Below are 25,588 nucleotides of genomic sequence, written 5' to 3'. Positions count from 1 at the left end.
CCGGAGGCGCGGCATGCTGCCTCAGGGACAAGCTGACGCCGTGACTCGACGCGGTCTCAGCCCCATCTTTGCCCCGTGCCCCCGGATTCCCCGGCGCGGCACGGGACGCAAGGTTACAGATGGGACAGATCCAGGCATGGATCGACGGCGAATTGGCGCCGGTCGAGTTGATGGAAGCGCATCGGAAAGGGCTTCGCCACAGGGCGGTGTCCATTTTCGTCATGGATGGAGAGAAGATCCTTCTCCAGAAGCGTTCCGCCAATAAGATCCATTCCCCCGGCCGCTGGTCCAACACCTGTTGCAGCCATCCCGACTGGGGCGAGCGCCCCGAACAATGCGCGATGCGGCGCCTGCGCGACGAGCTGGGCATTGAGGGGCTCTATCCCGCCCATGCCGACCGGGTCGAATATCGCACCGAGGTCGATGGCGGGCTGGTCGAGCATGAGGTGGTCGACGTCTACATCGCCTTCGCACGCCCCGGCATGGCGATCACGCCCGATCCGAACGAGGTTTCCGACACGCGCTGGGTGGGCCTTTACGACCTCGCCGCCGAGGTCAAACGCCACCCTGATCGGTTCTCGAGCTGGCTGCGGATTTACATGGAAAAGCACATGGAGCGGATCCTCCCGACGCTGATCTGCTGACGGCGGAGTTTTTTCGCCGATCCAGAGGTTTTGATGGGCGGAAGGTTGCGCCCGCTCTGGCCATTCCACCCGAATACTGCGAGTTTGGCGCTGATTGTCCGGGGGCGCGAAACGATGGCATCCAAGCGAGTTCGAGTTTTTCTGTTGAGTGTGACAGCACTGGTTTCTCTGTCCGCGCCCGCCTTCACCTATGATCTGAGTTTTCAGACCCCGGGCGCGGAATCCGGTCTGAAATCGGCGCTCGAGGGCGCCTCTCTCCTCGTTCAGAACAAGGATGCGAAGGGCAAGGATGGGCAGGATGTGCTCGCCGCCGCGCGCGCCGATTACAACCGCATCGTCTCGACGCTGTTTGCGCAGGGCTATTACTCGGGTGTCGTCTCGATCAAGCTCGACGGGCGCGAGGCGGCGAATATCCCGCCGCTCGACGCGCCTGCCAGCGTGACGCAGGTGACCGTCTCGGTGACGCCGGGGCCGATTTTCCACTTCTCCCGTGCCGCGATCGGTCCCCTCGCGAAAGGCACCGACCTGCCCGAAGGCTATGCGCCGGGTCAGGTTGCGCAATCGGGGGTGATCATCGACGCGGCCAGCACCGCCACGACGAAATGGCGCGACGAGGGTCATGCCAAGGCGCAGGTCGCCGCACAGGATATCGTCGCCGATCACCGCGCCAATACCCTCTCATCCGAGATCCGCATCGCGCCCGGCCCGGTCGTGACCTTCGGCAAGCTCGAGACCTCGGGCAACAAGCGCCTGCGCACAAAGCGCCTGCGTGAGATCGCGGGCTTCCCGACCGGCGAAGTCTATAACCCGAAGAAGCTCGACGAGGTGCAGGCGCGGCTCCAGCGTACCGGCATCTTCTCCTCCGTCGCGGTGACCGAGGCGAAGGTTCTCAACCCCGATGACAGCCTCGATGTGAGCCTTGCCGTGGTCGAGCAGAAAAAGCGCAAGATCGGGGTCGGGGCAGAGCTCAACAGCACCGACGGTCTCGGGCTTTCGGGCTATTGGATGCATCGCAACCTCTTCGGGGGCGGTGAGCGTTTCCGCATCGATACCGGGGTGAGCGGGATCGGCGGGGCGACCGGCGGCATCGATTATTCGATCGGCGCGCGGATCGACCGTCCGGCGACCTTCAACCCCGATACCAACGCCTATGTGACGACCGAACTCAGCCACAAGAACGAAGACGATTACGACGAGGATGCTTTCGATATCGGCTTCGGTCTGACGCGCATCTTCTCTGACAAGCTCACGGGCGACATCTCGATCAATTACGGCTGGTCGAAGGTCACCGACAGCAGCGGCGAGACGATCTTCCGCCAGGTGTACCTGCCCACCAAGCTCACCTGGGACGACCGCGACAACAAGATGGACCCGACAAGGGGCTATTACGTGCAGGCCGGGGTGACGCCCTTCTTCGGGCTCGACCAGAACACAGGGACGGGAGCCCAGCTCACCGGTGACCTGCGCGCCTACAAGAGCTTCGGCGAAAGCAAGCGCTTCGTTCTGGCGGGCCGGTTGCAGCTCGGCAGTGTCGTCGGCGCCGACCTCGCAGAGACCCCGCGCGACTACCTGTTCTACTCGGGAGGCGGTGGCACGGTGCGCGGCCAGCCCTACCAGTCTCTCGGCGTGACGGTGCTCGATGGCGGCACGCTCACCACGGGCGGGACCGAATTCGTCGGCATCCAGAGCGAGGCGCGTTTCGGCATCACGAAGAACATCGGCGCGGTGGCCTTTTACGATTACGGCTATGTCTCGGGCGGCGGCGAGAGCGGCTCGCAGGCCGGTGCGGGTCTGGGTGTGCGCTACAAGACCGGGATCGGCCCGATCCGCCTCGATGTCGGCTTCCCGGTTTCGGGCGGCACCGGCTCGGGCGCACAGATCTATATCGGTATCGGGCAGGCTTTCTGATGAAACGTTTCGCGCTCCTCTTCGCTTTCTGCCTGACCCCGCTGATCGCCGGCGCGCAGGACACCACGCCCCCGACCGATGCCGGGGCGGGCGCCGCCACGGCCGAACAGACCGCGCGCGACCGTTCCTATCTGACCGGGCTGATCGAGGATAACCTTTCGGGCGCGGGGCGCACGGTGCGGCTTGACGGGTTCGCGGGCGCGCTGAGTTCGCGCGCGACCTTCACCCAGCTCACGATCTCCGATGAGGACGGGGCGTGGATCACGATCAAGGACGGCGCGATCCAGTGGAACCGCACGGCCCTTCTGAGCGGCAAGATCGAGATCGACGAGCTGTCCGCCGCCGAGATCGACCTGCCGCGCCTGCCCGGTGCGCAAGCCAGCGACGGCACCCCCAGCCCCGAGGCGAAACCCTTCGCGCTCCCCGATCTGCCGGTTTCGGTGAATATCGGCAAGATCGACGCGAAGAAGGTGATCCTCGGCGCACCGATCCTCGGGCAACCCGCGACGGTGAAGGTCAGCGGCTCGATGTCTCTGGCCGGGGGCGAGGGCAAGGCCAAACTCGCGATCGACCGGATCGACGGGGAAAAGGGCACCTTTTCGCTGACGGCCTCCTATGACAATGGCTCGCGCGAGCTGGGCCTCGATCTACTTGTCGACGAGGGGCAGGGCGGCATCATCACCAAGCGCATCGGCCTGCCGGGCGAACCGCCGATGACGCTCGCGGTTTCGGGCAGCGGCCCGATCGACGATTTCACCGCCGATATCGTGCTGAGCACGCAGGGCCAGCAGCGCCTCGCCGGACAGGTGACGGTGAAAAAGGCGGTGCCGAAAGGCGCCCCCGAAGGCGCGCCCGCCCAGACCAGTTTCTCTGCCGCTTTCGGCGGTGACGTGCGCCCGCTTCTGCCCGAAGAGTACCGCGCTTTCTTCGGCGAGGAAGTCGCGCTTGTCGTGACCGGCAGCCGCAGCGCCTCGGGGCAGACCCAGATCAAGGGGCTCGACCTGAAGTCGCGCGCGCTCCAGCTGAGCGGCTCTGCGCTGATCGGCACCAACAACATGCCCGAGAAATTCGAGCTGACGGGCCAGCTCGGGGTTGGCGACGGGCAGGAGGTTCTGCTGCCGCTGTCGGGCACGAAGACCTGGGTGCAATCGGGCACCATCAACCTCGCCTATGACAAGGCGCAGGGCGATGGCTGGAGACTTTCGGGCAGGCTCGACCAGCTGCGCCGCGAGGACGGCACGAAGATGCTGACCGCCAACCTCTCGGGGTCGGGCCGCATCCGTCAAAGCGCGCCGCCCAGCCTCGGCGGCACGGTGCTCCTTGGCCTCAACGGTCTCGAATTCTCCGATCCCGCACTCAGTGAGGCCGTCGGTCCCTTCGCCACGGCCAAGGCGGTGTTCTCCTGGCAACAGGACAAGCCGCTGCGCCTCTCGCAGCTTTCGCTTCTGGGGCGCGACTATCGCGCCGACGCCAATCTCACGATCTCCGATCTCGACAAGGGCGTGACGATCAAGGGCAAGGCAGAGGTCAATCACGCGGATCTGGGCGTGATCTCGGGCTTGGCGGGCCGCACGCTTTCGGGCAAGGCGCAGGCCTCGGTCGCCGGCAGCTACACGGTGCTGACCGGCGCCTTCGACGCCGATCTCAATGTCGTCGGTCAGGACATCACGATCGACCAGCCCCAGGCCGACCGCGCGCTCGCGGGCCGCTCCGAGATCATCGCTTCGGCCAGACGCGACGAGACCGGCCTGACGCTCGACCTGCTCGACGTGAAGACCGCCGCGGGCACGCTTCAGGCGCAGGGCAGTTTGGCGAGCGAGGACGGCAAGCTGACGGCGAAGCTGAGCGCGCAGGATCTCTCGATCCTTGGCGGTGGCTATAGCGGCGCGCTTGACGCGGATGCGACCGTCACCTTCGCGGGCGAGACCTACACGCTCAAGCTCGACGGGACGGGCCGTTCGCTCGCGCTCGGTCAGGCCGAGGCCGACAAGGTTCTGGCTGGCACGACCAAGCTCTCGCTCCTGGCCGATTATACTGCGGGCCAGATCCTGCTCCGCGACCTGCAACTCGATAACCCCCAACTCGAGGTTTCGGCCACGGGGACGGCCGGGGAGACCGGGCGCACGCTCGACCTGGTCACCCGCCTGTCCAACGCGGCGCTGTTCGCGCCAGGCTTCGCCGGACCGGTGAACCTGTCGGGCACGATTGGCGACGATGGCAAGGGCTATGACCTTGCCCTCTCGGGCTCTGGTCCGGGGGGCACGGAGGCGAAGGTTTCGGGCCGCGTCTCGTCCGATTTCGGCGATGCGGATCTGAGCATCACCGGTCAGGCCCAGACCGCCCTGGTCAATGCCTTCATCGAGCCGCGCTCGCTGCAAGGCCCGCTCAGCTTCGACCTGCGGCTCAATGGCAAGCCGGGTTTGTCGGCGCTCTCGGGAACGGTCAGCGCGAATGGCACCAAGATCGTCGCGCCCAATCTCGGCATGGTGCTTCAGGACGTGAATACCACGGTGAACCTCTCGGGCGGGTCGGCGCAGCTCGATCTGAACGGACGGCTCAGCACCGGCGGGTCGCTGAGCGTCAGCGGGCCAGTCGCGCTTTCCGCGCCCTATGACGGCAATCTCACGATCCGCCTCGATCGCGCGCGGCTGCGCGATCCCGAGCTATACGACACCCGCGCCTCGGGCACGATCACGATGGATGGGCCTCTTGCGGGCGGCGCGAAGATCGCTGGGCTGATCACGCTCGAGGATACCGAACTGCGCGTGCCCTCTTCGGGGCTTGGCGGCGGGGCGGCGGTGCCTGAGGGGATGACCCATGTCGGCGAAAGCACGGCGGTGCGCCAGACGCTGAACCGGGCGGGCCTGCTCTCGACGAAACCCGCCGATGCGGCGGGAGCAAAGGCCGGTCCGTCCTATCCGCTCGATGTGACGATCGCCTCGACGCGCGGGATCTTCGTGCGCGGGCGCGGCCTCGATGCCGAACTCGGCGGCAGCCTGCGCGTCACCGGAACCACCTCGGACGTGATCCCGATCGGGCAGTTCAACCTCGTGCGCGGGCGTCTCGACATTCTCGGTCAGCGTTTCACGCTCGATCAGGGCAAGATCGCGCTGCAGGGCGCGCTCGTTCCCTGGCTGACCTTCACCGCGACCACGAGTCAGGACGACTACACGATCTCGATCAATATCGAGGGCCGCGCAACCGAGCCGAACGTGACCTTCACCTCCTCGCCCGAGCTGCCGCAGGACGAGGTTCTCGCGCGGCTCATCTTCGGGCGCTCGATCGAGAATCTCTCGGTGTTGCAAGCCGCGCAACTGGCCTCGGCCGTGGCGACGCTGGCGGGCAAGGGCGGCGAGGGGATCATCGGAAACCTGCGCAAGAATTTCGGGCTCGACGATCTCGACGTATCGACCGATGCCGAGGGCAACACGCAGCTCAAGGTCGGGAAATATCTCACCGACAATATCTATACCGATGTCACGGTGAGCGGCGACGGCACCTCGCAGGTCAATCTCAATCTCGACGTGACGAAGAACGTGACCGCGCGCGGATCGGTCGACTCCGAGGGGCAGAGCACGCTCGGCGTCTATTTCGAGCGCAACTACTGATCGCATAAGCGCAGCTTATTTCCCGAGGGAACGGATAAGCTGCGCTTATTCAGTCTGCGGCTGCGCGTCCTTTTCGGCTTCCTGAGCCGCGATGGCCTGACGTTTGCGAAATGCGCTCAGCTCGGCATTCAGCGCCGCTCCCAGCAGCACCGAGAAGGCGCTCAGGTAGAGCCAGACCAGAAGCGCGATCACCGCCCCGATCGATCCGTAGACCTTGTTGTAATTGCCGAAATTCGCGAGGTAGTAGGTCAGTCCGAGCGAGCTGAGACTCCAGACTGCCGCCGCCAGGACTGCGCCAAGCGTGAGGATCGGGTCGCGCTTGCCTTCGGTATTCGGCCCGTAACGGTAGAGAATCCCCAGCGCGGTGAACATCAAGAGGATCATCGCGCCCCAAGGCAGGCCCGAGAGGAGAATCTTGGTAACCTCATGGAAAGGAAGGAAATTCACGACTATCGGCACGATGACGACGGTCGCCAGCGCGGCGAGCATCACGCCCACCAGAGAAACCGTCATCAGGTAGCCCATGATGAAGCTCCAGATCGTCGCGCGGGGCTTGGTGCCGTGGATCACGTTGAGGCTGAGCACCAGCGCCGCCACACCCGCGCGTGCGGAGAACAAGGTCACCGCGGCTGAAATGATCACCCCCAACCCGATTGACGGGCGCGGCCCGATCAGCCAGCTCTGGATCTGATCGTTGATCAGCGCATAGGCCTCGGGCGGGATGAACTCGGAGGCGACCTTGAGATAGGTGTGGATCACCGCCGGATCGGCAAAGGCGCTCCAGATCGCGATGGTGGCGGAGATGCCGGGAAAGATCGCGAGCATCGCGTAGAAGGCGACGCCGGCCGACACGAGGGTGATATTCGATTCCACGAGTCGCCCGAACAGGCTGAGGCCGAATTTCGCTGTTTCTCTCACGCGGATCTCCTTTGCGCTCACCATTGCGCAAGCCCTTCGCGAGCGCAACTTGCGGCGGAGCTCCGGCTGTGGTCTGTTTCCGCTAACATCTCAGGAGGATCAGATGAGCTACCATCCCGCCGAGGATCGCTATTCGCGCATGACCTACCGCTATTGCGGGCGATCCGGCCTCAAGCTTCCCGCCGTCTCGCTGGGGCTTTGGCACAATTTCGGCCATGACACGCCGCATCAGACGAAACGCGCGATCTGTCAGGCCGCCTTCGATCACGGCATCACCCATTTCGATCTAGCCAACAATTACGGCCCGCCTGCCGGGTCGGCGGAAGAAGCGTTCGGGGAAATCCTGCGCACCGATTTCGCGGGCTATCGCGACGAGCTGATCATTTCGTCGAAGGCCGGTTATGACATGTGGCCCGGTCCCTACGGCGAGTGGGGCAGCCGGAAATACCTGATCGCGTCCTGCGACCAGTCGCTCAAGCGGATGGGGCTCGATTACGTCGATATCTTCTATTCGCACCGGTTCGATCCGGAGACGCCGCTGGAAGAGACGATGGGCGCGCTGGAGCATATCTGGCGCTCGGGCAAGGCGCTCTATATCGGGATTTCGAGCTACAATTCCGAGCGTACCCGCGCGGCGGCGGCGATCCTCAAGGAGATGGGCGTGCCCCTTCTGATCCACCAGCCGAGCTACAACATGCTCAACCGCTGGGTCGAACGCGACGGGCTGAAGGATACGCTGGCAGAGCTGGGCGTGGGCTCGATCGCGTTCACGCCGCTGGCGCAGGGGATTCTGACGAAGAAATATCTGGGCGGGATTCCCGAAGGCTCGCGGGCCGATCAGGGCAAATCGCTCGATCCGGGCACGATCACCGAAGGGGCGCTGGAGAAGGTCCGTGCGCTCAACGAAATCGCGGCGCGGCGCGGGCAGACCCTGGCGCAGATGGCGATTGCATGGGTGCTGCGCAATGGCGGCATCACTTCGGCGCTGATCGGGGCCTCGAAGCCCGAGCAGGTGGTGGATTGTGCCGGTGCAGTGTCGAACCTCGAGTTCACCGACGATGAGCTTGCCGAGATCGACAGCCATGCGAGCGACGAGGAGATCAACCTCTGGGCGCGGTCCACGGAAGGGGTTTGAGGCAAGACGGAAAGGGGCGCGCCCGACCCCTGGGTGGGCGCTTTGCTGCGCTTGTGGTCTGCGGTTTATCTCATAAGCCCGCAGGTCGCTTGTACCGGCGATGCCATCACCAATGCGCCCTCCCGGGGGGAGGGTCGGGCGCGGCCCGGGGCTGGTCGCCCCGCGCCAACCCAAGAACCGAGGAGCCATCTTTGAGAAAAAAGCCCCGGAGCATCCTCCGGGGCTTTCTAATCAGGCTCTATTCCAGCGAAAATCAGGCCGCGAGCGTCTCCGTCGAGGAGAAGAACATCGCCTGGCTGACGGCCGATTGCACCTGGCTCTCGGTATAGGGCTTGGTGATCAGGAAGGCCGGTTCCGGGCGCTCGCCGGTCAGCAGGCGCTCGGGGAAGGCGGTGATGAAGACCACGGGCAGGTCGGGGCCGAACTGCGCGAGAATGTCGTTCACCGCGTCGATGCCCGAGGAATTGTCGGCGAGCTGGATGTCGGCGAGAATCAGGTCGGGCTTTTCCTTTGCGGCAAGCTCCACCGCCTCGCTGCGGGTGCGTGCGATGCCGGTGATGGAATGGCCCATATCCTCGACGATGGCGCGAATATCCATCGCGATGATGGCTTCGTCCTCGATGATCATGATCTTGCCCGCGATCGAGCTTTCCATTTCGCGGATGGCGATGTCGATCAGTTCCTTGGCTTCATCGGCCTCGATCTGCATGATCGCGCCGATTTCCTCGACGCGGAATCCCTCGATCGAGTGGAGCAGAAGCGCCTCGCGCGTGTTGGGCGTGAGCGAGGACATATGGTCCTGCGCGCGCGCCGACAGGCGGTTGTCGGGTTCACCCAAAGGTGAACCGGCCGAGGCCCAGACGAGGTGGAAAGCATGGAACAAGGCGACTTTCGGGTCGTTGTTCTCGAAAGGCGACGTATCTTCGAGAATGGCCTCGAGCGTGGCCGCGGCGTAACGGTCGCCGCTGTCCTGGCTGCCGGTAAGGGCACGGGCGTAGCGCCGCAGATACGGCAGATTGGCCCCGATGGTGCCGGCGATGTCTTCGGACATGAAAACCCCCTTTTTGACGTTTTTCGGGAACCAAACGATCTGGTCCCGCGTTTGGTTCCGTGCAAAATGATGGGATCGGGAACCGGAATGTATAGTGACATGCCTGACGAAAAGTCCAAGGCCAGTATCCGAGAGCAGATCAATGAAAACCTCAAGCGGGTTTACGAAGAGGCGCTTCAGGAAGAGGTGCCGGATCGGTTCAAGGATCTCCTGGCTCAACTCAAGGCAAAGGAGGGCGGCAAATGACGACGTCCTCCCGCGCCACCCCGGCCACCGAAGCGCGCGATCCGCGCGATGAATTGCCTGAACATCTGGGTGCCCTGCGCGCTTTCGCGCTGTCGCTGACGCGCAATTCCGCGGCCGCCGACGATCTGGTCCAGGACACGATCGTGAAAGCCTGGTCCAATATCGAAAAGTTCGAGCGCGGCACCAATCTGCGCGCCTGGCTGTTCACGATCCTGCGCAACACGTTCTATTCCGATCGACGCAAGCGCAAGCGCGAGGTGGCCGACCCCGAGGGGATCCATGCCGCGACCTTGTACGAAAAGCCGGCGCATGACGGGCGTCTCGCGATGAATGACTTCGTGCAGGCGTTCGATCAGCTCAGCCCCGAACACCGCGAAGTCCTGACTCTGGTGGGGGCTTCGGGGTTCTCCTACGAGGAAGCGGCCGGAATGATGGGCGTCGCCGTCGGTACGGTGAAGAGCCGGGCAAACCGCGCACGGGCACGGCTCGCGGAAATGCTCGGTCTCGAAGAAGGCGAGGACATCCTTGCCGGAGCCGACCGGAACTCGCTCGCCGTTATGGGTAAGTCCGGAGTCGCCGCCGCATGAGTTCTCAAGCTGCGGATGCGGCAGTGGAAGATCAAACCGGCGCCGCCCCGATCCGTGATCGGAAGCGGCGGCGCCTTGTCTCGTTCGACGGGCTGGGGGTGCGGCTGGCGCTGATGCTGGCGGTCGCACTCTTCCCGCTGCTGATCATCGCGATCTTGCAATCCACCTCTGTGGTGCGCGAGGCGCAGGCGCGGTCCGAAGCCGCGCTGATGGGCGAGACGATGCGCGCCGTGGCGGGGGAGACCCGTGTGATCCAGCACGCTCAGGACGCGGCGCGGGTTCTTGCCAACACGGTGCAGCCTCTGGTGGGCAATGCCGATGCCTGCAGCCGCTGGATGCGCGAGATCGCACAGGCCTTCCCGAGTTTCTCGCTCGTGGCCTTCATTCCCGATTCGGGCAAGATGACCTGCTCGAACACCCGTCAGGCCTATGATTTCGCCGGGCAGGACATTTACGAGAGAATCTCGAAATCCAAGACCACGACCTTCTTCGTCAACCGCCAAGCGCCGGTCTCGGGCACTTCGGTGCTGGGGGTCGCGCAGCCGGTTTTCAACAATGTCGGCCAGCATATCGGGATCGTCGCGATCTCGATGCCCCATACCGAGCTGTCGCTGGCCGAGGATGGTCCCAAACTCGCGGATGACCGCCCGCTGGTGATCATGACCTTCGACAGGGAAGGCACGATCCTGACCTCCTCGGACGGCTTGTCGAACACGCAGTCGCATCTGCCCGCGGATCGTTCGCTCAAGCTTCTCGCGCAGGCGGGGGCGGTGACCTTCTCGGGCGATTCCAACCGGGGCAACGAGCGGGTCTATTCCGTTGTCGAACTGGTGCCGGACGAACTTTATGCGCTGGGCAGCTGGCCCGCGCAGGCGGCCTCGGCGCTCAGCCCCTTTGCGGATATCTCGCCCGTTCTGTTCCCGGCGCTGATGTGGGCGGCCAGCCTTCTGGTGGCCTATTTCGCGATGCAGAAGCTGGTGATCGGCCATGTGCGCAAGCTCTCGCGCGCGCTTTCGAATTTCGCGACAGGCAGCCGTATCGTGGGCAAGCTCGACCTTTCGGGCGCCCCTTCGGAGATCCGCGACCTCGCTGAAGCCTATGACCGGATGACCGAGACGATCCTGCATGACGAGGCCGAACTCGAGGATATGGTTCATCACAAGGAGGTGCTGCTGCGCGAGGTGCATCACCGGGTGAAGAACAACCTCCAGCTCATCGCCTCGATCATCAACATGCAGATGCGCCAGGCAAGGACGCCAGAGGCCAAGGGGTTGATGAAGGGCCTGCAGGAGCGGGTGATCAGCCTTGCGACGATTCACCGGGGCCTCTACCAGACCTCGGGCCTCACCGACATTCGCGCGCAGGAGCTGTTGCCCGATATCGTGCGCCAGATCACGCGGCTCGCGACCGGACCGGGGCGGCATATTTCCGTCGATTGCCAGATCGACGAAATCCACCTGACACCGGATCAGGCCGTGCCGCTGTCGCTCCTGCTGACCGAAGCGATGACCAACGCGATGAAATATGCCTCCGCCAAAGAAGGCACGCCGAAGCTCGACATCAGCTTGCGGCGGGGCGAGGGGATGCAGGCGCGGCTGCGCGTTGCCAACACCGTCGATCCTGACGCGGAACATTCCGAGACGGTTGACGGCACAGGGCTCGGCTCGCAGCTGGTCAACGCCTTCGTGCAGCAGCTCGCAGGGCAGCTGCGTATCGAGACTTTGGAAACCGAATACATCCTCGAAGCGGATTTTGTCCTTCGCCCACTCGTCGAGAGCGAGTTGCGCCACGCCGAAGGGTTGAAATCTTCTCAGGGTGAAACAGGTTCATCAGAGTAACGCATGGGTTTCACGCCGCCGTGATGGGCTTCGCGCCGTCGCGGCCGTCACAAAGCAGGCCGTATGGATCGGTTGAGGAAAGCGGGAATTCGGGCAGAGAGCAGGGCGAAGCTGCTCCTGACAGCGGCTGAGGCCTATCCGGCACTCGAGGCCGCATTTCTTGATTCGCGTCACGAAATCCTGGCCTCTTTCCGCGTCTTCGATCTCAACACGACTTTGCGCTCCAGCCGGGCGCGCGAGGTCGGGGACACCTGGTTCGACTTGATCGTTTACGTGCTGCGGCGCGGGGTCGAGATCCGCATGGATCTGTGCGACTTCGATCCCTGTGCTCGACCGGAACTGCACCGGATGACCTGGAGCTCGATTCGGATGTTCGCCGCCGCGCGCGAACTGGCGGGGCCGCGCGCGAAGCTGCGGGTGCGCGCGCTGATGCACCCGGCGCGGGCCGGGATCGTGCCTCGTCTGGCTTTCACTCCGCTGGTCTGGCGCAAGCTGAAGGGCCATTCCGGCTGGCTCAACGAGATGCCGAAGACGGAGCGCCTGACGGCGTTGCGTGACATGCCTGGGCTGGCGCAATATCTCAGCCAGGGCGATGACGGCACCTTTTCGCGCAAGCCCGGAATTCTGCCCGAGCTCTGCCCCGCGACGCATCATCAGAAGCTCGCCGTTTTTGACGGAAAGAGGCTCTATATCGGCGGATTGGACCTTGATGACCGGCGCTATGACACGCCGGCTCACGCGCGCAAGGGCGAGCAGACATGGCATGATGTCCAGCTGATGATGAGCGGTCCGGTGGTGAAGGAAGCCAAGGCGCATCTGGAGGGCTTTCACGAAAGCTGCTCCGGGGCGGACGAGGCCCGACCGCCGCGCCGCCTGCTGCGCACGCTCTCGCAGCGCCGGAAACGCAACCTGTTTCACATCGCGCCACGGATCTATCGCACCGAGATCGAGAGCGCGCATGAGATGCTGATCTCGCGCGCCCAGCAGCTGATCTATCTCGAGACGCAGTATTTCCGCTCGCGCGATCTTGCGCGGCATCTGGCGAAGGCGGCACGCTCCAATCCGAGGCTCGGGCTGATCCTGATGCTGCCCGCCGCGCCCGAGGATCTGGCCTTTGCCGACAAGCCCGGTCTGGACGTGCGCTATGGCGAGGCGCTTCAGGCGCGCGCGATCGAGACGTTGATGGAAGGGTTCGGCAGCCGTCTTTTCGTCGGCTGTCCCGCAAGGCCCCGGACGCCCGATGCGCAGGATGACGGTGTGATCCGCAGCAAGGGGGCGCCGCTCGTTTACGTTCATGCGAAAGTGTCGATCTTCGACGATGAGGCGGCGCTGATCACCTCGGCCAATCTCAACGGGCGGTCGCTTCGCTGGGATACCGAGGCAGGGGTCTATCTGCGGCGCAATGACGGGATCGAGGCGATGCGCCACCGGATCATGCGCCACTGGTTGCCGAGCGCGCCCGAAGAGGCATTTTTCGACCCTACGCGGGCAGTTTCGGCCTGGGCGGAACTTGCGCGGATGAATGCGGCGCAACCCGTCGAGGACCGGCGCGGCTTCCTGCTGCCCTACGATCTGGATGCGGCGAAACGGGCCGGGCGGCGCTTGCCCTTCATCCCCGAGGAAATGGTCTGAGGATCAGCTCTCGGCTTCGGGGCTTGAGGTGGTGGGCTCGCGCGGTTCGGGCAGGCTGTCGGTCAGCACGAGGGCCCAGAGCAGGAGCGGAATCGCCACCACACCGCCCAGCGGACCCCAGAGCCAGATCCCGAAAGTGAGCGAGAGAAAGACGAGAAGCGGGTTGATCCGCATCTGCCGTCCGATCGCGGCGGGGGTGACGAACTGGCCCTCGGTGCTGTTGAGCGCGATATAGACCAGCGGCGGCAGGATCACGCGTGCCCCGTCGAAGGCCGCGACCCCGGCGAAGACCAGGGCGACCACGAGCGTCGCGGGGCCAAGATAGAGAATGTAGTTGATCAGGAAGGCCACGACCCCCCAGAGCGGGGCGTTGGGCAGACCGATCACCTGCATCGCGATCCCGACGAGAAAGCCGAGCCCCGCATTGATCACCGTGATCGTCAGGAAATACCGCGACACCCGGGTCTCGGCGGTGCGCAGCCGGTTCGCTGTCGCGCCGCGCTCGGCGGGTTCGGCAAGGTGCTTGGCGATCCAGTTATAGATCTGCGGGCGCGACAGCTGGAAGAAGAACAGCGTACCGATATAGATCAGCGTTTGGGCCAGAAGCGCCGGTGCCAGCATCACGATATCGGCGGCATCGGGCATCGCGGCCTTGTCGGTCGCCGCTTTCTGCTTGGCGGTGTCGGCGGCGGGGGCAATGGCTTCGCTCACCTGATTGGAAGCGTCCTGAATGCCCTGCACCATTTGGCGCATCTCGATGACGGTGGAGCGCATGTCGTTCCAGACCTTCGGCGCCTGGCGCGAGAGTTCGGACACGACGGGCTGGATCACCAGAACCAGCAGCGCCGCCACCATCAGCGAGATCACGAGCGAGGTGAGCGCCCCCCAGACGGGCGCGTATCCTCTTTTCTCCCATGCATCGGAAATCGGCGAGAGCACGATGCCGACCACCAACGCAAGCGTCACGGGGGCAAAGAGGCTCTCCACCTGCTCGAGCGCGGCGACGACGGCAATTACGGCGATTACGACAACCGACGCGCGCGAGAGGGTCTCCAGGCGATACATTGTGAGTAAACAGTCTCCCGGTGTTTCGCTGACAACGTCGCTTCGGGCTTGTGGTTCCCGTTTTTATTGCTTGGCGAAAGTGGAACAGCGCCTCGGGCGGAGCGTTGAGCCTGCAGAGACTTCAACTGCGACCCTGAAAGGAGAGGCGCGATGAATTGGGATGAGATCAAAGGCAACTGGAAAGAACTCAAGGGCAAGGCTCGCGAGAAATGGGGCGAGCTGACCGATGACGAACTGGCGCAGGCCGAAGGCCATCGTGAACAGCTCGTGGGTCTGGTCCAGCAGAAATACGGCAAGACCAAAGAGGCTGCCGAGAAGGAAGTAGACGATTGGTTCGACAAGGTCTGATCAGAGACTGATTCAAGGGAAAACGGCGTGCCGGGAAACCGGTGCGCCGTTTTTCTTTGGGTGGGTGAAGGGGGTGACGGGCGCGGAAGAGGGATGCGATGCAAAAGCAAAAGGCCGGGCGCGAGGCCCGGCCTTTCGGTCGTTCGTTCAGCGCGCGATCAATGCGCGATGTGATTGCCCGAACCGCTCGGACGGGTTGCCTCGGCCTTACCCTCGCGCAGCGACTTGCCGACGTCGCGCAGCGCACGGTTGGCCTCGTTTGCGAGCTGTTGGGCGAGCCGCTCCGCCAGATCCTGGCTCGCGCTCACGGCCTGATCCGAGATGTCACGCGCGGTCTGGCGTGCTTCGTCCTTTGCGGTCTCGGTGACCGAACGAGCGGTTTTCCTGAACTCGCCCGCGACCTCGCTGGCGACCTTGCGCGCACGCGATTTCTCTTCGGCATAGAGACGCTGGGCCTCGTCGATCAGACGATTCGCGCGCGGGCCGAAGCTGCGGCGGCTGATCTCGGGCTTGGGCAGGGCGCTGACGATGGCCGCGCCGATGGCGATCCCGAGCGCTGTGGCGATCAGCGGGTGATCCTTGATCATCTGCGTCCCGCTCGAACCGGCCTTCACCGCGCTGTCCTGAATTTTCATTCGCGCGGAATAGGCCGCTTCGCGGGCCTTGACTATGCGCTCGCGCGCCTCTTCGCTCAGTTCGCCAAGCCCGGAAGCCAGCGTGCCCCGCAGGTCGGAAGCGAAATCGGCGAGGACCTCGGCGCGTTCCTTGACGAAATCGCGGGCGCTGTCCTTGGCGGAACTCGCATCGACTTCGATCTGGTCGAGGCGCGCGGAGGCTTCGGCGCGCAGCTCGTCGATCTCGTCGATCCAGTCATCGCTGACCGGTACGCCCGACATCATCAGCGGATCGGCCTCGGCGATGTCGTCTTCGATTTCCGGACTGTCGGGTTTGCGGTTTTTCAACAGCAGCCAGGCGAGACCGGCGCCAGCCAGTGCAAAGGCCACGGGGTTCTCACGCACGGCCTCTTCGGCGCGTTTCGCGACGGGCTTGGCGTATTCGCGCACCAACTGCGAGACCTGATCGGACAGGTAATCGGGGGCGACGCGACCCGTCAGGTCAGCCAGCATCGAGGCGAGATCGGCACGATCGTCGCGCAGGCGGTCTTCGATTTCCTTGATCGTTCTCTTCTCGGTCATTTCAAGCTCTCCTTGAGGGTCCGCGCATCAGCGGACAGGTTCTCCTTGATCCGGTCGGGAGGGCTCGAGACCTTGCGAAGCAGCGAGGCCGCGACGAGCGCGAGGATGATGCCGCAGATGAGCAGCACCGCGCCCACGATCAGCGTCGCGGGGCCCTCGGCGATCCCGGCCCATTGCAGGCCGAGGACAGCCGACTGCGTCAGCGGGAAAATGGCGCCGAATGCAAAGACCAGCGCGATCGCGGCGAGGACCACCGCGTTGCGCAAGAGGCTTGCACGATGGGCCGCCTCTGCCCGGACGAGCTCGGCCTCGGCGCGCGCAATCTCGCGGGTCTGTTCGACCACGCGTTCAAGCAGCTCGCTGACACTGCCCCGCTTGCGGTGGCCCGTGTCATCATCGCCATGATGTTCGCTCATCAAAGTCTCCCGAACGGTGCGCGGCGGGATGCCACGCCGTCTGATCTCTCAACGCGATCAGAGGATGTGGGTTCCCGCCGGCAGGTGAACCGTAAGCCCGCAATTTACGACTTCGCGCGCGGTCCGGCGATGAGCCATATCAAGAAGCCCACGAGCGGCAGCAGGAACACCAGAAGCGCCCAAAGGACTTTCGTGCCGGTGGGACGGTTCGATCCCACGATCGAGACCAGCGCCCAGATATCCAGCGCGAGCAGGACGATTCCCCAGAAGCCGCCCAGATGTGTCATGTTGAAATGCATCGCCTCTGCCTTTCTCCCGATGAGCTTACCGACTCAAAAGATTCGCGCACGCGGAACGTTTCGCCGCGCATGAGGTTCCCGAAATAAGTTCGGCCCCGATTCCGGAACCTGACACCGTTGGGCGTGTTTGTCTGCCATGAAAGGCGCAGCAAGTCGCGCCGTTGTTTGAAACAGATGCAAGGAGAAGACCCATGCTTGGTTGGGCCCTGACTTTCCTCATCATCGCGCTTATTGCCGCGGCGCTTGGTTTCGGCGGCATCGCTGGCGCGTCGGCCGGGATCGCACAGATCCTGTTCGTGGTTTTCCTGATCCTGTTCGTGGTGGCCATGGTCGCCCGCGCAGTTCGCGGTAAGCCGCCGGTTTGATCCGGGGATGAGATGAATTTCAAAGGGCCGTTCCTTCGGGGGCGGCCCTTTCTTCAATTCGTCCTGCTGTCAGTCCAGCGTGCGGCGGAAACGGCTGAGGGCTGCCAGCGCGAAGACCACCACGAAGAGCCCCAGCACCCAGAGCGGTCCCGAGACATCTGCAAAGCTTGCGCCTTTCAGCATCACGCCCCGGATCATCCGCAGGAAATGGGTGAGCGGCAGGGTCTCGCCCAGATATTGCGCCCAGTCGGGCATGCCACGGAATGGAAACATGAAGCCCGAGAGCAGGATCGAGGGCAGGAAATAGAAGATCGTCACCTGCATCGCCTGCATCTGCGTGCGCACCACGCTCGAGATCAGGTAGCCCAGGATCACCAGTGCCATCACGAAAAGCAGGATCCCCGCGAAGAGAAGCCACAAGCTGCCCATGAAGGGCACGTGGAAAATGAGTTTCGAAGCCAAAAGCACCACCATCACCTGCACCGCGCCGACACCGAAATAGGGCAGCACCTTGCCGAGCATGATCTCGAGGGGGGAGACGGGCATCGAGAGCAGGTTCTCCATCGTGCCGCGTTCGGTCTCGCGCGTCAGCGCCATGGAGGTCATCATCACCATCGTCATCTGCAAGATCACCCCGAGAAGGCCGGGGACGATGTTGAACTGCGTGAGCCCCTCGGGATTGTAGAGCTTGTGCACGACGACCTGAACCTGCTGGGCGGTCTTGGTCTTCTTGTCCCATTCCTGGCCCGTGGCGCGGGTGACCGCGTCGGAGGCGACCTGACTGAGTGTCGAGACCGCGCCCGACGCCACCGCCGGATCGGTCGCATCGGCCTCGATCAGGATCTTGGGATTGTCGCCGCGCTCGAGCCGTGTGCCGAAATCTGAAGGAACGGTGACCACGAAGGCGACCGTTCCCGAAGCCAGAAGATGCTCGGCCTGGGCGGCGCTCGCATTGGGATAGGTGAAATCGTAATAACCCGTCATTTCCAGCGCGGTGACCATCGCGCGGGTGTACTTGTCCTCATCGGCCGCGACGAGGGCGGCGGGCAGGTGCTTCGGGTCGTTGTTGATCGCGAAGCCGAACAGCATCAGCTGCATCAGCGGCACGCCCAGCATCATCGCGAAGGTCAGCCGGTCGCGGCGCATCTGGATCGCCTCCTTGCGGATCAGCGTGAGCAGGCGGCGAAAATTGAGAAACCGGTTCATGCCATATTGTCCTGCGCTTCGCCCATGAGCTGGATGAACACGTCCTCGAGGCTGGTCTCGGCGGCTTCGGCCTCGCTGCCGGTGGCATTGGCTGCCTCGGTGACGGACCGCTCCAATTCGACCCAGTTTCGGCCGATTACGTGTAAATCCGTGCCATAAGGCGCGACCTGATCGACGCCGGGCTTGCCTTTGAGAAGGCGCTGGGCTTCGGACAGGCGCGGACCTTTCAGAACGAAGGTCGAAAGCCCTGCATCGCGCACCACTTCGGGCACCGTGCCGCGGGTGATCAGCTTGCCATAGGCGATGTAATTGATCCGATGGCAGCGCTCGGCCTCGTCCATGTAATGGGTCGAGACGAGCACGGTCAGCCCGTCGGCGGCGCGTTCGTGGATCTCGTCCCAGAACTCGCGCCGGGCCTTGGGGTCGACGCCCGCGGTGGGCTCGTCGAGCATCAGGAGCTGCGGGCGGTGCATGATGCAGGCCGCCAGCGCGAGGCGCTGTTTCCAGCCGCCCGAAAGCGCGCCCGCAAGCTGCGTGCGCCGCGAAGTCAGTCCGAGATCGGCCAGCGTGTCGCGCACCGCCTGACGGCCGAGCTGGTAGACGCCCGCGACGAAGGCGAGGTTCTCCTCGATCGTGAGATCTTCGTAGAAGGAAAAGCGCTGGGTCATATAGCCGACCTCGCGCTTGATGGTCGGACCTTCGTGCAAGATGTCATGGCCGAGGACGCGGCCCTGACCCTCGTCAGGCGTCAGCAGCCCGCACATCATGCGGATCGTCGTCGTCTTTCCCGAGCCGTTGGGGCCAAGAAACCCCGCGATCTCGCCGCGCTTCACCTCGAGCGAGACGTGATCGACGACGGTTTTCTCGCCGAACCGCTTGGTCAGGCCCGAAACCTCGATGGCGTTTTGCTCAGCCATCGGTCCCTTCCCGCGTCACATCCACGATCTGGCCGGGTTTCAGTGCGCCGGGTTTGTCGGGGCGCGCCTCGACGAGGTAGACGAGCTTCTGCCGGTTTTGCAGCGAGTAGATCACCGGCGGGGTAAATTCAGGCCCGTCCGCGATATAGGTGATGGTCGCGGTCAGATCGGGCGCGCAGCCGTCGCAATGAACCGAAAGCGTATCGCCGACCGTCACGCCGGAAAGGCTCTTTTCCGGCAGGAAGAGGCTGAGTTTCACCGCGTTGTCGGGCAGGATCGAGAGGATCGGCGTGGAGGGCGAGACGATCTCGCCCGCGCGGTGGATGACATTCGAGACGATCCCGTCGGCGGGCGCATGGAGGTCGCGTTTCTCCAGAACCCAGTTCGCCTTGTCGAGATCGGCCTGTCCCGATCGAACGGCGGCCTCGGCGGCAGCGATCTGCTGCGGGCGGGCAGGCAGTTTCGCGACATTAAGATTGGCCTTCGCTTCCGCGACCTTGGCGGTGGCCACCTCGAGCGTGGTGCGCGCGTCGTCGAGCTGGGTCTGGGTCGCCGCGCCGCGCTCGACCAGCGTTGCGATGCGATCGACGGAGCGTTTCGCCTCGGCCTCCTGCGCTTGTGCCGAGGCGAGCGTGGCTTCGATCACCTGGATTTCCTCGGGGCGCTTGCCTTCGAGCAGGTTAGCCAGTTCGCTTTTCGCCTTGGCGACCGAAGCCTCGGCCTGTGCCACGGCGATCTTCGCATCGCTTTTTTCGAGCCCCGCGATTATCTCGCCGTTTGTCACGCGGTCGCCGCGTTTCACGGGGAGGGTTTCGATCTGGGCGGTGGTGACCGGCGAGATCAGGACGTAATCGCCCTCGACATAGCCGGTGGCGAGCGGGGCCGGAACCGTGCAGGCGGACAGGAAGCCGGACAGGATCGGGATCGAGCATAGGATCATGGTGCAGCCCTCCGGGCTTGGTCGAGCAAGGCGTCGAGATTGCGCTGCAGAACGCGGTAGATGTCTTCGGCTTGCTCGCGGCCCAGCTCGGCCCAACCCATGCGGCGCAGGACGATCTCGGAGCCGAGGCGGAAGTAGACGACCTGACCGATCACCGAAAAGGCACGCAGCGCCGTTTCAGGACTGTCGGCCCGTGCGCCAGTCGCGATCGACCAAAGCATGCTGAGGCGCTTATGGGCGACCGCAATCAATGAATTATAAAAAATATCAATCGTTTCGCTTTTTTCGGTAATTTCGCGAATAACGAAATTGACCATCAAGGCATTGCTGGATTCCGTCAGGACACGGACGGTCATCACGTGCAGGAGGTTCTTGAGAAGGGTTTCCGCCTCCGTCGGGCTCAGGTGCTCGAGGGCGACGGGCGGGCCAAGGATTTCGTGCATGCGGCGTACGAATTCCTCGGCGCAGGCGCGGCGCAAGCCGTCCTTGCCCCCGAAATGATAGGAGATCGAGGCGACATTCGTCTCGGCGCGCTCGGCAATTTCGCGCGTTGAGGTCGCCGCGAAGCCCTTCGTGCCAAAGAGGGCAATAGCCGCATCAATCAGTGCAAGCGCAGTACCTTTGGGCGGAGGGGCGATCACGGGGTCCATGCGCAGAAAATTAATCAAACGTTTGATTGAAGTCAATTCGCATGTTGGTGATGATCGCCGCTAAGTGACGACCAAACAACTGCCGCGTTCGCAGGGATCATGTCTTGCAAGCTTCGCAGTCGCTTGGGGGCTTTGCGAGACCGAAGACGAAGCAATCCGCTTATCCTCATCTGCGAGGCCGAGAATGCCAGTTTCATCAAAGGTTTCAACAAAGTTTGGCTCTGCGTAACGCGCCCTTTGTCTTCGTTTCGATGGCGTTCGCCCCTTCACCTGACAGTCTGAAAATGCGAAGAAGTCCCGACGAAGGGGACGCCATATGCAAAGTCACTATCTTGAAACCGCCCGTCGATCTTTGCTTCTGGCGAGCGCGCCGCGCGATGCGCAGGACGCGATACTCTCGACCGCGATGCTGCGGCAACTCGATCGGGGGGCGACGATCTTTCTCCAGGGTGAGCAGGCGCGCGCGGTCTATATCGTCGTCAGCGGCTGGGTGAAGCTTTATCGCATCGCGCCGAACGGGTCCGAGGCAGTGGTCGGGGTCTTCACCAAGGGTCACAGTTTCGGCGAAGCGGTGGCGTTTTCGCACGATGCCTATCCGGTCTCGGCGGAATGCGCGACCGAAGCGACCCTGATCCGTCTCGAAACGGACGCGATTCTGAGGTTGATCGAACGGCAGCCGGGTCTCGCGCTCTCGCTGCTGTCTGCAACCTTCGCGCATCTGCATCGGCTCGTGGCACAGATCGAACAGCTCAAGGCGCAGACCGGGGCGCAGCGCGTGGCCGAGTTCCTGCTTGAGCTTGCGCCCTGCGAGGAGGGCTGTTGCGAAGTTGCGCTGCCCTACGACAAGGTGCTGATTGCTGGACGTCTCGGGATGAAGCCCGAGAGCCTCAGCCGTGCCTTTGCGAAGCTGCGCGATAAAGGTGTGCAGGTGAAACAGAGCCTCGCCATCATCGACGACATCGAGGCTCTGCGCGACTATGTCGAGGAAGACCCGGCAGAGGCCTGGGCGAAGCGCTAGGCGATCAGGTAGAGACCGAGCAGCAGCACTGCATAGAGGCCAAGCACGATCCGAAAGCCGCGATGCCAGAACGGCGCCTGCGCGAGTCCGAGATAGCGCGACAGGATCACGTTCGCCTTGGCCCAGGCGAGGATCAGGATCGCCGCCCCGCCGAGGGTGACGCCGCGCCCGCTCAGAAGGCCCTGGCTCACCGCGACCGCCAGCGCGGTGGAGGCTGCCGACAGGGCGATCAGCCAGGCCCAGGCGCGGATCAGAGGATCACGAAGCGCGCGCATGGCTTACCTCAACAGATAGATGACGGGAAAAAGCAACACCCACACGAGATCGACCATGTGCCAGAAGGCGGCGCCCACCTCGACGGTGCGTGGTGCGCAACGAATGCCGACCAGGCCGAGGATCACGATCCCGGCGATGACATGGGCGGCATGAAACCCGGTCAGCAGGTAATAGAAGGTAAAGAAGCTGTCGGTCTCGATGCCGATGCCGTGGCGGGCTTTCTCGAGATATTCCAAACCCTTGATCACAAGAAAGACGAGGCCCAGTGCCGATGCCGCGGCGAGACGCACTCGTGTGGCGCCGATCCGTCCCGCCTCGGCAGAACGCACCGCGAGGGCTGCGAGGAAGCCAGAGGTCACGAGAACCAGCGTGTTCACCCCGGCAGCAGTGCGGTGCAACAGGTCCTGGCTCGCCGCGAAGCCCGCAGGATCGGTGATCCGCACCCCGAGGAAAGCGGCCAGCCCCGCCCCGAAGACGAGCAGTTCCGAGACGATCAGAACCCACATCATCAGGTCGCCCGGAAGCTGGTCGAGCGGGGAGAAATCGTCTGTGCCGGTCTCGCTCATGCGCCTACCAACTGCCGGTAGATTTCGGGCAACGCCGCCGTCAACCGGTCGGGATGCGGGATCACCGCGAAACCGCCACGTCCGAAAATGCGCGAGAACCACGCCTTGCCCTCGCGGTCGATGGTGATGCCGAAGACGCTCGCGCCCGAGCGGCGCGCCTCGAGCACCGCCATGCGGCTGTCCTCGATGCCGTGGCGACCTTCGTAATGGTCAAGGTCATTGGGTTTGCCATCGGTGATCACGAGAAGAAGCCGACGTTTGCGCGCCTGCCGTGCGAGATCGGCGGAGGCATGACGGATCGCGGCGCCAAGTCGCGTGTAAAAGCCCGGTTTCAGCGCCGAGATCCGGCTTTCGACGGCAGGGCCCATCGGCTCCCCGAACTCCTTGCAGCCGAGCATGTAGACCCGGTCGCGCTTGAGCGACGAAAACGCGTGAATCGCGAAATCATCGCCACAGGCATCGAGCCCCCAGGCCAGCGCCGCCAGCGCCTCGCGTTCGATGTCGATCACTTGGCGGCCAGAGACCGCGCTTTCGGTGGATCGCGACACATCGAGCAGGATGGAGACTGCGAGATCGCGCTTCAGGGGCCGCGACTGGCGCCAGATGCGCTCGCTCGCCTCGCCGGTTGCGCGTAAGTCGGCGGCGGCGCGCACCGTCGATTCCATGTCCAGATCGTCGCCGTCGAGATGGCCGGATGTCGTCACCCGCCCCGGGCGCAGGGCCTCGAATTGGCGCTTCACGGCGCGCACACGCCGCGCGGCCTTGGTGTCGGTGACGAAGGCGGGCGATTCCTCGGACGGATCGGCGGGACTTGCGAGGACGCAGCAGTGGTCGGGCAGATAGGCGCCAGAGCGCGCCTCCCATTCGGGGTAGAGGAACCGGCCCGAAACCCGCTCGCGATCGGCATCTTCCGGGGCGAGATCGAGGTGGAGCTTCAACCGCGTCGCAGGAGCCTTGGAGATCTGGCCGAGCCCGATTTCCTCCTGGTCGTCGGCAGCCTTCTTAGCGTCGTCATTCTCGTCATCGTCGACGCGGCGGTTCAGGTTGAGGAATTCCGCCCAGCTGAGGATCGCCTCGAACTTGTGCAGGATGAAGCTGTCATTGCGCTCGATCTGGTCGGCCTTGCGGCGGCGCGCGCGATGCATCTTGTCGCTTTCGCTCGCCTCTTCGGCGGCGGGCTCTGCCGCGCGGGTTTCCACCGCGGTCGGCTCGGACCGGCCTGTCTGGCGTAGATCGGGCCAAAGGGCGACCGGGCGCGCAGGGCGGTAGCCGCGCGGCGCGCAGATCGACCCCAGTTCGCCCGCCCGCAGAGCATCGCGGTAGCTGTGGGCCAGATCGGAAAGTTCGGCGGGATCTCCGAGCTCGGCCCGGATCAGTGCCTCGACGGCGGCTTCGGAAGGCGGCAGGGAAGGCATCGGCCGCAAGCTGGCGATCGCCGCGGCGAGATCGGCGTAAAGCGCGCGAAGACCCGGCGCCTCCGCGAGCGTGGCGCGCACCATCCGGTTCGCGTCTGCAATCCGGGCGAGATCTGCCTGCAACGGATCGTCCGGCGCGGCTGAAATGACCGGAGCTTGCGACGCGCAGGCGGCAAGCCATAGATACACCGCGGCATTGGCTTCGCGCGCGGGAAAAATTGCGATCTGCGCGGGCAGACGCAGGGCCTCGCCATCGAAGCTCGCGCGTGGCGCGGTCTCGGCCTCGGTACCGAGGCGGCGCAGAAAGGAGAGCCGGTGCCGGCTCACCTCATGGGCAACGGGGCGCAGTTCGGTGGCTGCGGGGCCACCGAGCGCGCGGAAGAAGACTGCCAGCCGTCCGCCGACCTCGGAGAGGTCAACGCGGGCTCCGTCATACGCCTCTGGGGCGTCCAGACGGCTGGCGATTGCGTGCCACAGTTTCCCGACACTCTCTTCGGGTTCCCATGGCTCGAATTCGATCCTGGACACGGCCGGCCTCACCCGAAAACGGCCGTGACAAGATCGCGGAGCCCGCGTTTGACGTCCTCATCATCCGACAAGGGTTCGATCATTGCGGTGTCGATCGCGCGTTCGACACTCATGCCAAGCGCGATCAGGCTCGCGGCATAGACCACGAGCCGGGTCGAGACCCCTTCCTCCAGATCCTGCCCCTTGAGCGAGCGCAGCTTTCCGGCGAGACGCACGAGCGGCTTCACGCGGTCCTCGGCCAGCCCGCTTTCGCGCGCGACGACCTCGCATTCGCGTTGCGGCGCGGGGAAGTCGAACTCCATCGCGACGAAGCGCTGGCGGGTCGAGGGTTTGAGAGTCTTGAGAATGTTCTGATAACCGGGGTTGTAGGAGGCCACGAGCATGAAGCCCGGTGCGGCCTCCAGCTCTTCCCCGGTGCGGTCGATCGGCAGGATGCGCCGGTCGTCGGTCAGCGGGTGGAGCACGACGGTCACGTCCTTGCGGGCCTCCACCACCTCGTCGAGATAGCAGATCGCGCCTTCGCGCACCGCGCGGGTCAGCGGACCGTCGACCCAGACCGTCTCGCCTCCCTTCAGCAGGTAGCGTCCGATCAGGTCGGCCGCTGAGAGGTCGTCATGGCAGGCCACCGTGTAGAGTGGCCGGCCCAGCTTCGCGGCCATATGCGCGACGAAGCGGGTCTTGCCGCAGCCGGTCGGTCCCTTGAGAAGAACCGGGAAATCGGCTTGAGCGGCGGTTGCGAAAACGTCGCACTCATCGCCTTGGGGCAGGTAGAAGGGGGCTTCGGCCGCCCCCTCCAGTTTCATATGCGCGTTCATT

Annotated in this window: 25 protein-coding genes; 11 read left to right on the top strand and 14 right to left on the bottom strand. The window is 64.2% G+C overall.

Going from position 1 to position 25,588, the window contains the following annotated elements; translation table 11 throughout:
- The first annotated feature begins 119 nt into the window (after positions 1–119).
- The 3 genes from idi (at position 120) to BMG00_RS08580 (ending at position 6,160) form a co-directional block, all read left to right on the top strand.
- Positions 120–644 carry an isopentenyl-diphosphate Delta-isomerase gene (idi, locus tag BMG00_RS08590; protein ID WP_078526429.1) on the top strand — a complete coding sequence of 175 codons (525 nt, stop codon included), beginning with the start codon at positions 120–122 and terminating at the stop codon, positions 642–644.
- A gap of 150 nt (positions 645–794) precedes the next feature.
- Positions 795–2,552, top strand: coding sequence for an autotransporter assembly complex protein TamA (locus BMG00_RS08585; protein ID WP_245795006.1), 1,758 nt, complete (start codon positions 795–797; stop codon positions 2,550–2,552).
- Positions 2,552–6,160: a translocation/assembly module TamB domain-containing protein gene (locus BMG00_RS08580; protein WP_078573989.1), complete on the top strand. Its 3,609-nt coding sequence runs from the start codon at positions 2,552–2,554 to the stop codon at positions 6,158–6,160. Before BMG00_RS08585 ends, BMG00_RS08580 begins: the two co-directional genes overlap by 1 nt.
- Positions 6,161–6,205: 45 nt before the next feature.
- Here the strand turns inward: BMG00_RS08580 and BMG00_RS08575 are convergent, their stop codons facing one another.
- Positions 6,206–7,078, bottom strand: coding sequence for a YihY/virulence factor BrkB family protein (locus tag BMG00_RS08575; protein WP_158521700.1), 873 nt, complete (start codon positions 7,076–7,078; stop codon positions 6,206–6,208).
- A 103-nt stretch (positions 7,079–7,181) separates the two neighbouring features.
- On the opposite strand from BMG00_RS08575, the gene mgrA reads away from it, so the two are divergent.
- Complete coding sequence (gene mgrA / locus BMG00_RS08570) at positions 7,182–8,213, top strand: L-glyceraldehyde 3-phosphate reductase (protein ID WP_078573988.1); 1,032 nt, start codon at positions 7,182–7,184, stop codon at positions 8,211–8,213.
- Between the two features lie 253 nt (positions 8,214–8,466).
- On the opposite strand, the gene BMG00_RS08565 is transcribed toward mgrA, so the two are convergent.
- Positions 8,467–9,264, bottom strand: a complete 798-nt coding sequence (locus BMG00_RS08565; RefSeq protein ID WP_078526418.1) for a response regulator — start codon at positions 9,262–9,264, stop codon at positions 8,467–8,469.
- Between the two features lie 99 nt (positions 9,265–9,363).
- On the opposite strand from BMG00_RS08565, the gene BMG00_RS08560 reads away from it, so the two are divergent.
- The 4 genes from BMG00_RS08560 to BMG00_RS08545 all read left to right on the top strand — a co-directional run bounded on the left by BMG00_RS08560 (position 9,364) and on the right by BMG00_RS08545 (position 13,567).
- Positions 9,364–9,510 (top strand): NepR family anti-sigma factor, encoded by a 147-nt coding sequence (locus tag BMG00_RS08560; RefSeq protein WP_038076168.1) that lies wholly within the window; start codon positions 9,364–9,366, stop codon positions 9,508–9,510.
- Complete coding sequence (locus BMG00_RS08555) at positions 9,507–10,097, top strand: RNA polymerase sigma factor (protein WP_078526416.1); 591 nt, start codon at positions 9,507–9,509, stop codon at positions 10,095–10,097. Before BMG00_RS08560 ends, BMG00_RS08555 begins: the two co-directional genes overlap by 4 nt.
- Entirely contained in the window at positions 10,094–11,935 is a 1,842-nt protein-coding gene (locus BMG00_RS08550) for a sensor histidine kinase (RefSeq protein WP_078573986.1), read from the top strand. Before BMG00_RS08555 ends, BMG00_RS08550 begins: the two co-directional genes overlap by 4 nt.
- Before the next feature lie 63 nt (positions 11,936–11,998).
- On the top strand, positions 11,999–13,567 hold the full coding sequence (locus BMG00_RS08545) for a phospholipase D family protein (protein WP_078573984.1): 1,569 nt from the start codon (positions 11,999–12,001) through the stop codon (positions 13,565–13,567).
- Positions 13,568–13,570: 3 nt separating this feature from the next.
- Here the strand turns inward: BMG00_RS08545 and BMG00_RS08540 are convergent, their stop codons facing one another.
- The gene (locus BMG00_RS08540) at positions 13,571–14,632 is read right to left on the bottom strand and encodes an AI-2E family transporter (protein WP_078573983.1); all 1,062 of its coding nucleotides are present in this window, start codon (positions 14,630–14,632) and stop codon (positions 13,571–13,573) included.
- A gap of 150 nt (positions 14,633–14,782) precedes the next feature.
- Here BMG00_RS08540 and BMG00_RS08535 point away from each other — a divergent pair, with 150 nt between their 5' ends.
- Complete coding sequence (locus tag BMG00_RS08535; protein WP_078526408.1) at positions 14,783–14,980, top strand: CsbD family protein; 198 nt, start codon at positions 14,783–14,785, stop codon at positions 14,978–14,980.
- Positions 14,981–15,138: 158 nt separating this feature from the next.
- Here the strand turns inward: BMG00_RS08535 and BMG00_RS08530 are convergent, their stop codons facing one another.
- The 3 genes from BMG00_RS08530 to BMG00_RS08520 all read right to left on the bottom strand — a co-directional run bounded on the left by BMG00_RS08530 (position 15,139) and on the right by BMG00_RS08520 (position 16,891).
- Positions 15,139–16,176 (bottom strand): hypothetical protein, encoded by a 1,038-nt coding sequence (locus BMG00_RS08530; protein ID WP_078573982.1) that lies wholly within the window; start codon positions 16,174–16,176, stop codon positions 15,139–15,141.
- Positions 16,173–16,592 carry a phage holin family protein gene (locus BMG00_RS08525; protein WP_078526404.1) on the bottom strand — a complete coding sequence of 140 codons (420 nt, stop codon included), beginning with the start codon at positions 16,590–16,592 and terminating at the stop codon, positions 16,173–16,175. The genes BMG00_RS08530 and BMG00_RS08525 overlap by 4 nt, the downstream gene beginning before the upstream one ends.
- A 104-nt stretch (positions 16,593–16,696) precedes the next feature.
- Complete coding sequence (locus tag BMG00_RS08520; protein ID WP_078526402.1) at positions 16,697–16,891, bottom strand: PLD nuclease N-terminal domain-containing protein; 195 nt, start codon at positions 16,889–16,891, stop codon at positions 16,697–16,699.
- A gap of 191 nt (positions 16,892–17,082) precedes the next feature.
- Here BMG00_RS08520 and BMG00_RS08515 point away from each other — a divergent pair, with 191 nt between their 5' ends.
- Positions 17,083–17,256, top strand: a complete 174-nt coding sequence (locus BMG00_RS08515) for a DUF1328 domain-containing protein (RefSeq protein WP_038075379.1) — start codon at positions 17,083–17,085, stop codon at positions 17,254–17,256.
- A 69-nt stretch (positions 17,257–17,325) separates the two neighbouring features.
- Here BMG00_RS08515 and BMG00_RS08510 read toward each other — a convergent pair whose 3' ends face one another.
- The 4 genes from BMG00_RS08510 to BMG00_RS08495 are packed head-to-tail and all read right to left on the bottom strand — an operon-like array spanning position 17,326 to position 21,005.
- Positions 17,326–18,462: an ABC transporter permease gene (locus BMG00_RS08510; protein ID WP_078573980.1), complete on the bottom strand. Its 1,137-nt coding sequence runs from the start codon at positions 18,460–18,462 to the stop codon at positions 17,326–17,328.
- Complete coding sequence (locus BMG00_RS08505; protein WP_078573979.1) at positions 18,459–19,379, bottom strand: ABC transporter ATP-binding protein; 921 nt, start codon at positions 19,377–19,379, stop codon at positions 18,459–18,461. Before BMG00_RS08505 ends, BMG00_RS08510 begins: the two co-directional genes overlap by 4 nt.
- Complete coding sequence (locus BMG00_RS08500) at positions 19,372–20,319, bottom strand: HlyD family secretion protein (RefSeq protein ID WP_078573977.1); 948 nt, start codon at positions 20,317–20,319, stop codon at positions 19,372–19,374. The genes BMG00_RS08505 and BMG00_RS08500 overlap by 8 nt, the downstream gene beginning before the upstream one ends.
- Complete coding sequence (locus BMG00_RS08495; RefSeq protein WP_146642585.1) at positions 20,316–21,005, bottom strand: CerR family C-terminal domain-containing protein; 690 nt, start codon at positions 21,003–21,005, stop codon at positions 20,316–20,318. The genes BMG00_RS08500 and BMG00_RS08495 overlap by 4 nt, the downstream gene beginning before the upstream one ends.
- A gap of 280 nt (positions 21,006–21,285) precedes the next feature.
- Between BMG00_RS08495 and BMG00_RS08490 the strand changes: the two genes are divergently transcribed.
- Positions 21,286–21,987 carry a Crp/Fnr family transcriptional regulator gene (locus BMG00_RS08490; RefSeq protein WP_078526392.1) on the top strand — a complete coding sequence of 234 codons (702 nt, stop codon included), beginning with the start codon at positions 21,286–21,288 and terminating at the stop codon, positions 21,985–21,987.
- Here the strand turns inward: BMG00_RS08490 and BMG00_RS08485 are convergent.
- From BMG00_RS08485 to BMG00_RS08470, 4 genes are read right to left on the bottom strand one after another with little or no spacing between them, the layout of a single operon-like run.
- Complete coding sequence (locus BMG00_RS08485; protein ID WP_078526390.1) at positions 21,984–22,262, bottom strand: hypothetical protein; 279 nt, start codon at positions 22,260–22,262, stop codon at positions 21,984–21,986. The two genes, BMG00_RS08490 and BMG00_RS08485, sit on opposite strands and share 4 nt — an antisense overlap.
- A gap of 3 nt (positions 22,263–22,265) precedes the next feature.
- Positions 22,266–22,829: a cytochrome c oxidase subunit 3 family protein gene (locus tag BMG00_RS08480; protein ID WP_078526388.1), complete on the bottom strand. Its 564-nt coding sequence runs from the start codon at positions 22,827–22,829 to the stop codon at positions 22,266–22,268.
- Positions 22,826–24,772, bottom strand: coding sequence for a nitric oxide reductase activation protein NorD (locus tag BMG00_RS08475; protein WP_078526386.1), 1,947 nt, complete (start codon positions 24,770–24,772; stop codon positions 22,826–22,828). Before BMG00_RS08475 ends, BMG00_RS08480 begins: the two co-directional genes overlap by 4 nt.
- A gap of 8 nt (positions 24,773–24,780) precedes the next feature.
- Positions 24,781–25,587: a CbbQ/NirQ/NorQ/GpvN family protein gene (locus BMG00_RS08470; protein WP_078573974.1), complete on the bottom strand. Its 807-nt coding sequence runs from the start codon at positions 25,585–25,587 to the stop codon at positions 24,781–24,783.
- Position 25,588 lies beyond the last annotated feature (1 nt).

The sequence above is a fragment of the Thioclava marina genome (genome assembly GCF_002020135.1).
GTDB lineage: Bacteria > Pseudomonadota > Alphaproteobacteria > Rhodobacterales > Rhodobacteraceae > Thioclava > Thioclava marina.
This window is presented reverse-complemented; position numbering and strand designations above follow the sequence as displayed.

What these genes read in the sequence shown, in the direction of transcription:
- idi (WP_078526429.1), top strand. Translation starts at nt 120, where the DNA reads ATGGGACAGATCCAGGCATGGATCGACGGCGAATTGGCGCCGGTCGAG.
- BMG00_RS08580 (WP_078573989.1), top strand. Translation starts at nt 2,552, where the DNA reads ATGAAACGTTTCGCGCTCCTCTTCGCTTTCTGCCTGACCCCGCTGATC.
- mgrA (WP_078573988.1), top strand. Translation starts at nt 7,182, where the DNA reads ATGAGCTACCATCCCGCCGAGGATCGCTATTCGCGCATGACCTACCGC.
- BMG00_RS08565 (WP_078526418.1), bottom strand. Translation starts at nt 9,264, where the DNA reads ATGTCCGAAGACATCGCCGGCACCATCGGGGCCAATCTGCCGTATCTG.
- BMG00_RS08560 (WP_038076168.1), top strand. Translation starts at nt 9,364, where the DNA reads ATGCCTGACGAAAAGTCCAAGGCCAGTATCCGAGAGCAGATCAATGAA.
- BMG00_RS08555 (WP_078526416.1), top strand. Translation starts at nt 9,507, where the DNA reads ATGACGACGTCCTCCCGCGCCACCCCGGCCACCGAAGCGCGCGATCCG.
- BMG00_RS08550 (WP_078573986.1), top strand. Translation starts at nt 10,094, where the DNA reads ATGAGTTCTCAAGCTGCGGATGCGGCAGTGGAAGATCAAACCGGCGCC.
- BMG00_RS08545 (WP_078573984.1), top strand. Translation starts at nt 11,999, where the DNA reads ATGGATCGGTTGAGGAAAGCGGGAATTCGGGCAGAGAGCAGGGCGAAG.
- BMG00_RS08540 (WP_078573983.1), bottom strand. Translation starts at nt 14,632, where the DNA reads ATGTATCGCCTGGAGACCCTCTCGCGCGCGTCGGTTGTCGTAATCGCC.
- BMG00_RS08535 (WP_078526408.1), top strand. Translation starts at nt 14,783, where the DNA reads ATGAATTGGGATGAGATCAAAGGCAACTGGAAAGAACTCAAGGGCAAG.
- BMG00_RS08530 (WP_078573982.1), bottom strand. Translation starts at nt 16,176, where the DNA reads ATGACCGAGAAGAGAACGATCAAGGAAATCGAAGACCGCCTGCGCGAC.
- BMG00_RS08525 (WP_078526404.1), bottom strand. Translation starts at nt 16,592, where the DNA reads ATGAGCGAACATCATGGCGATGATGACACGGGCCACCGCAAGCGGGGC.
- BMG00_RS08520 (WP_078526402.1), bottom strand. Translation starts at nt 16,891, where the DNA reads ATGCATTTCAACATGACACATCTGGGCGGCTTCTGGGGAATCGTCCTG.
- BMG00_RS08515 (WP_038075379.1), top strand. Translation starts at nt 17,083, where the DNA reads ATGCTTGGTTGGGCCCTGACTTTCCTCATCATCGCGCTTATTGCCGCG.
- BMG00_RS08510 (WP_078573980.1), bottom strand. Translation starts at nt 18,462, where the DNA reads ATGAACCGGTTTCTCAATTTTCGCCGCCTGCTCACGCTGATCCGCAAG.
- BMG00_RS08505 (WP_078573979.1), bottom strand. Translation starts at nt 19,379, where the DNA reads ATGGCTGAGCAAAACGCCATCGAGGTTTCGGGCCTGACCAAGCGGTTC.
- BMG00_RS08500 (WP_078573977.1), bottom strand. Translation starts at nt 20,319, where the DNA reads ATGATCCTATGCTCGATCCCGATCCTGTCCGGCTTCCTGTCCGCCTGC.
- BMG00_RS08490 (WP_078526392.1), top strand. Translation starts at nt 21,286, where the DNA reads ATGCAAAGTCACTATCTTGAAACCGCCCGTCGATCTTTGCTTCTGGCG.
- BMG00_RS08485 (WP_078526390.1), bottom strand. Translation starts at nt 22,262, where the DNA reads ATGCGCGCGCTTCGTGATCCTCTGATCCGCGCCTGGGCCTGGCTGATC.
- BMG00_RS08480 (WP_078526388.1), bottom strand. Translation starts at nt 22,829, where the DNA reads ATGAGCGAGACCGGCACAGACGATTTCTCCCCGCTCGACCAGCTTCCG.
- BMG00_RS08470 (WP_078573974.1), bottom strand. Translation starts at nt 25,587, where the DNA reads ATGAACGCGCATATGAAACTGGAGGGGGCGGCCGAAGCCCCCTTCTAC.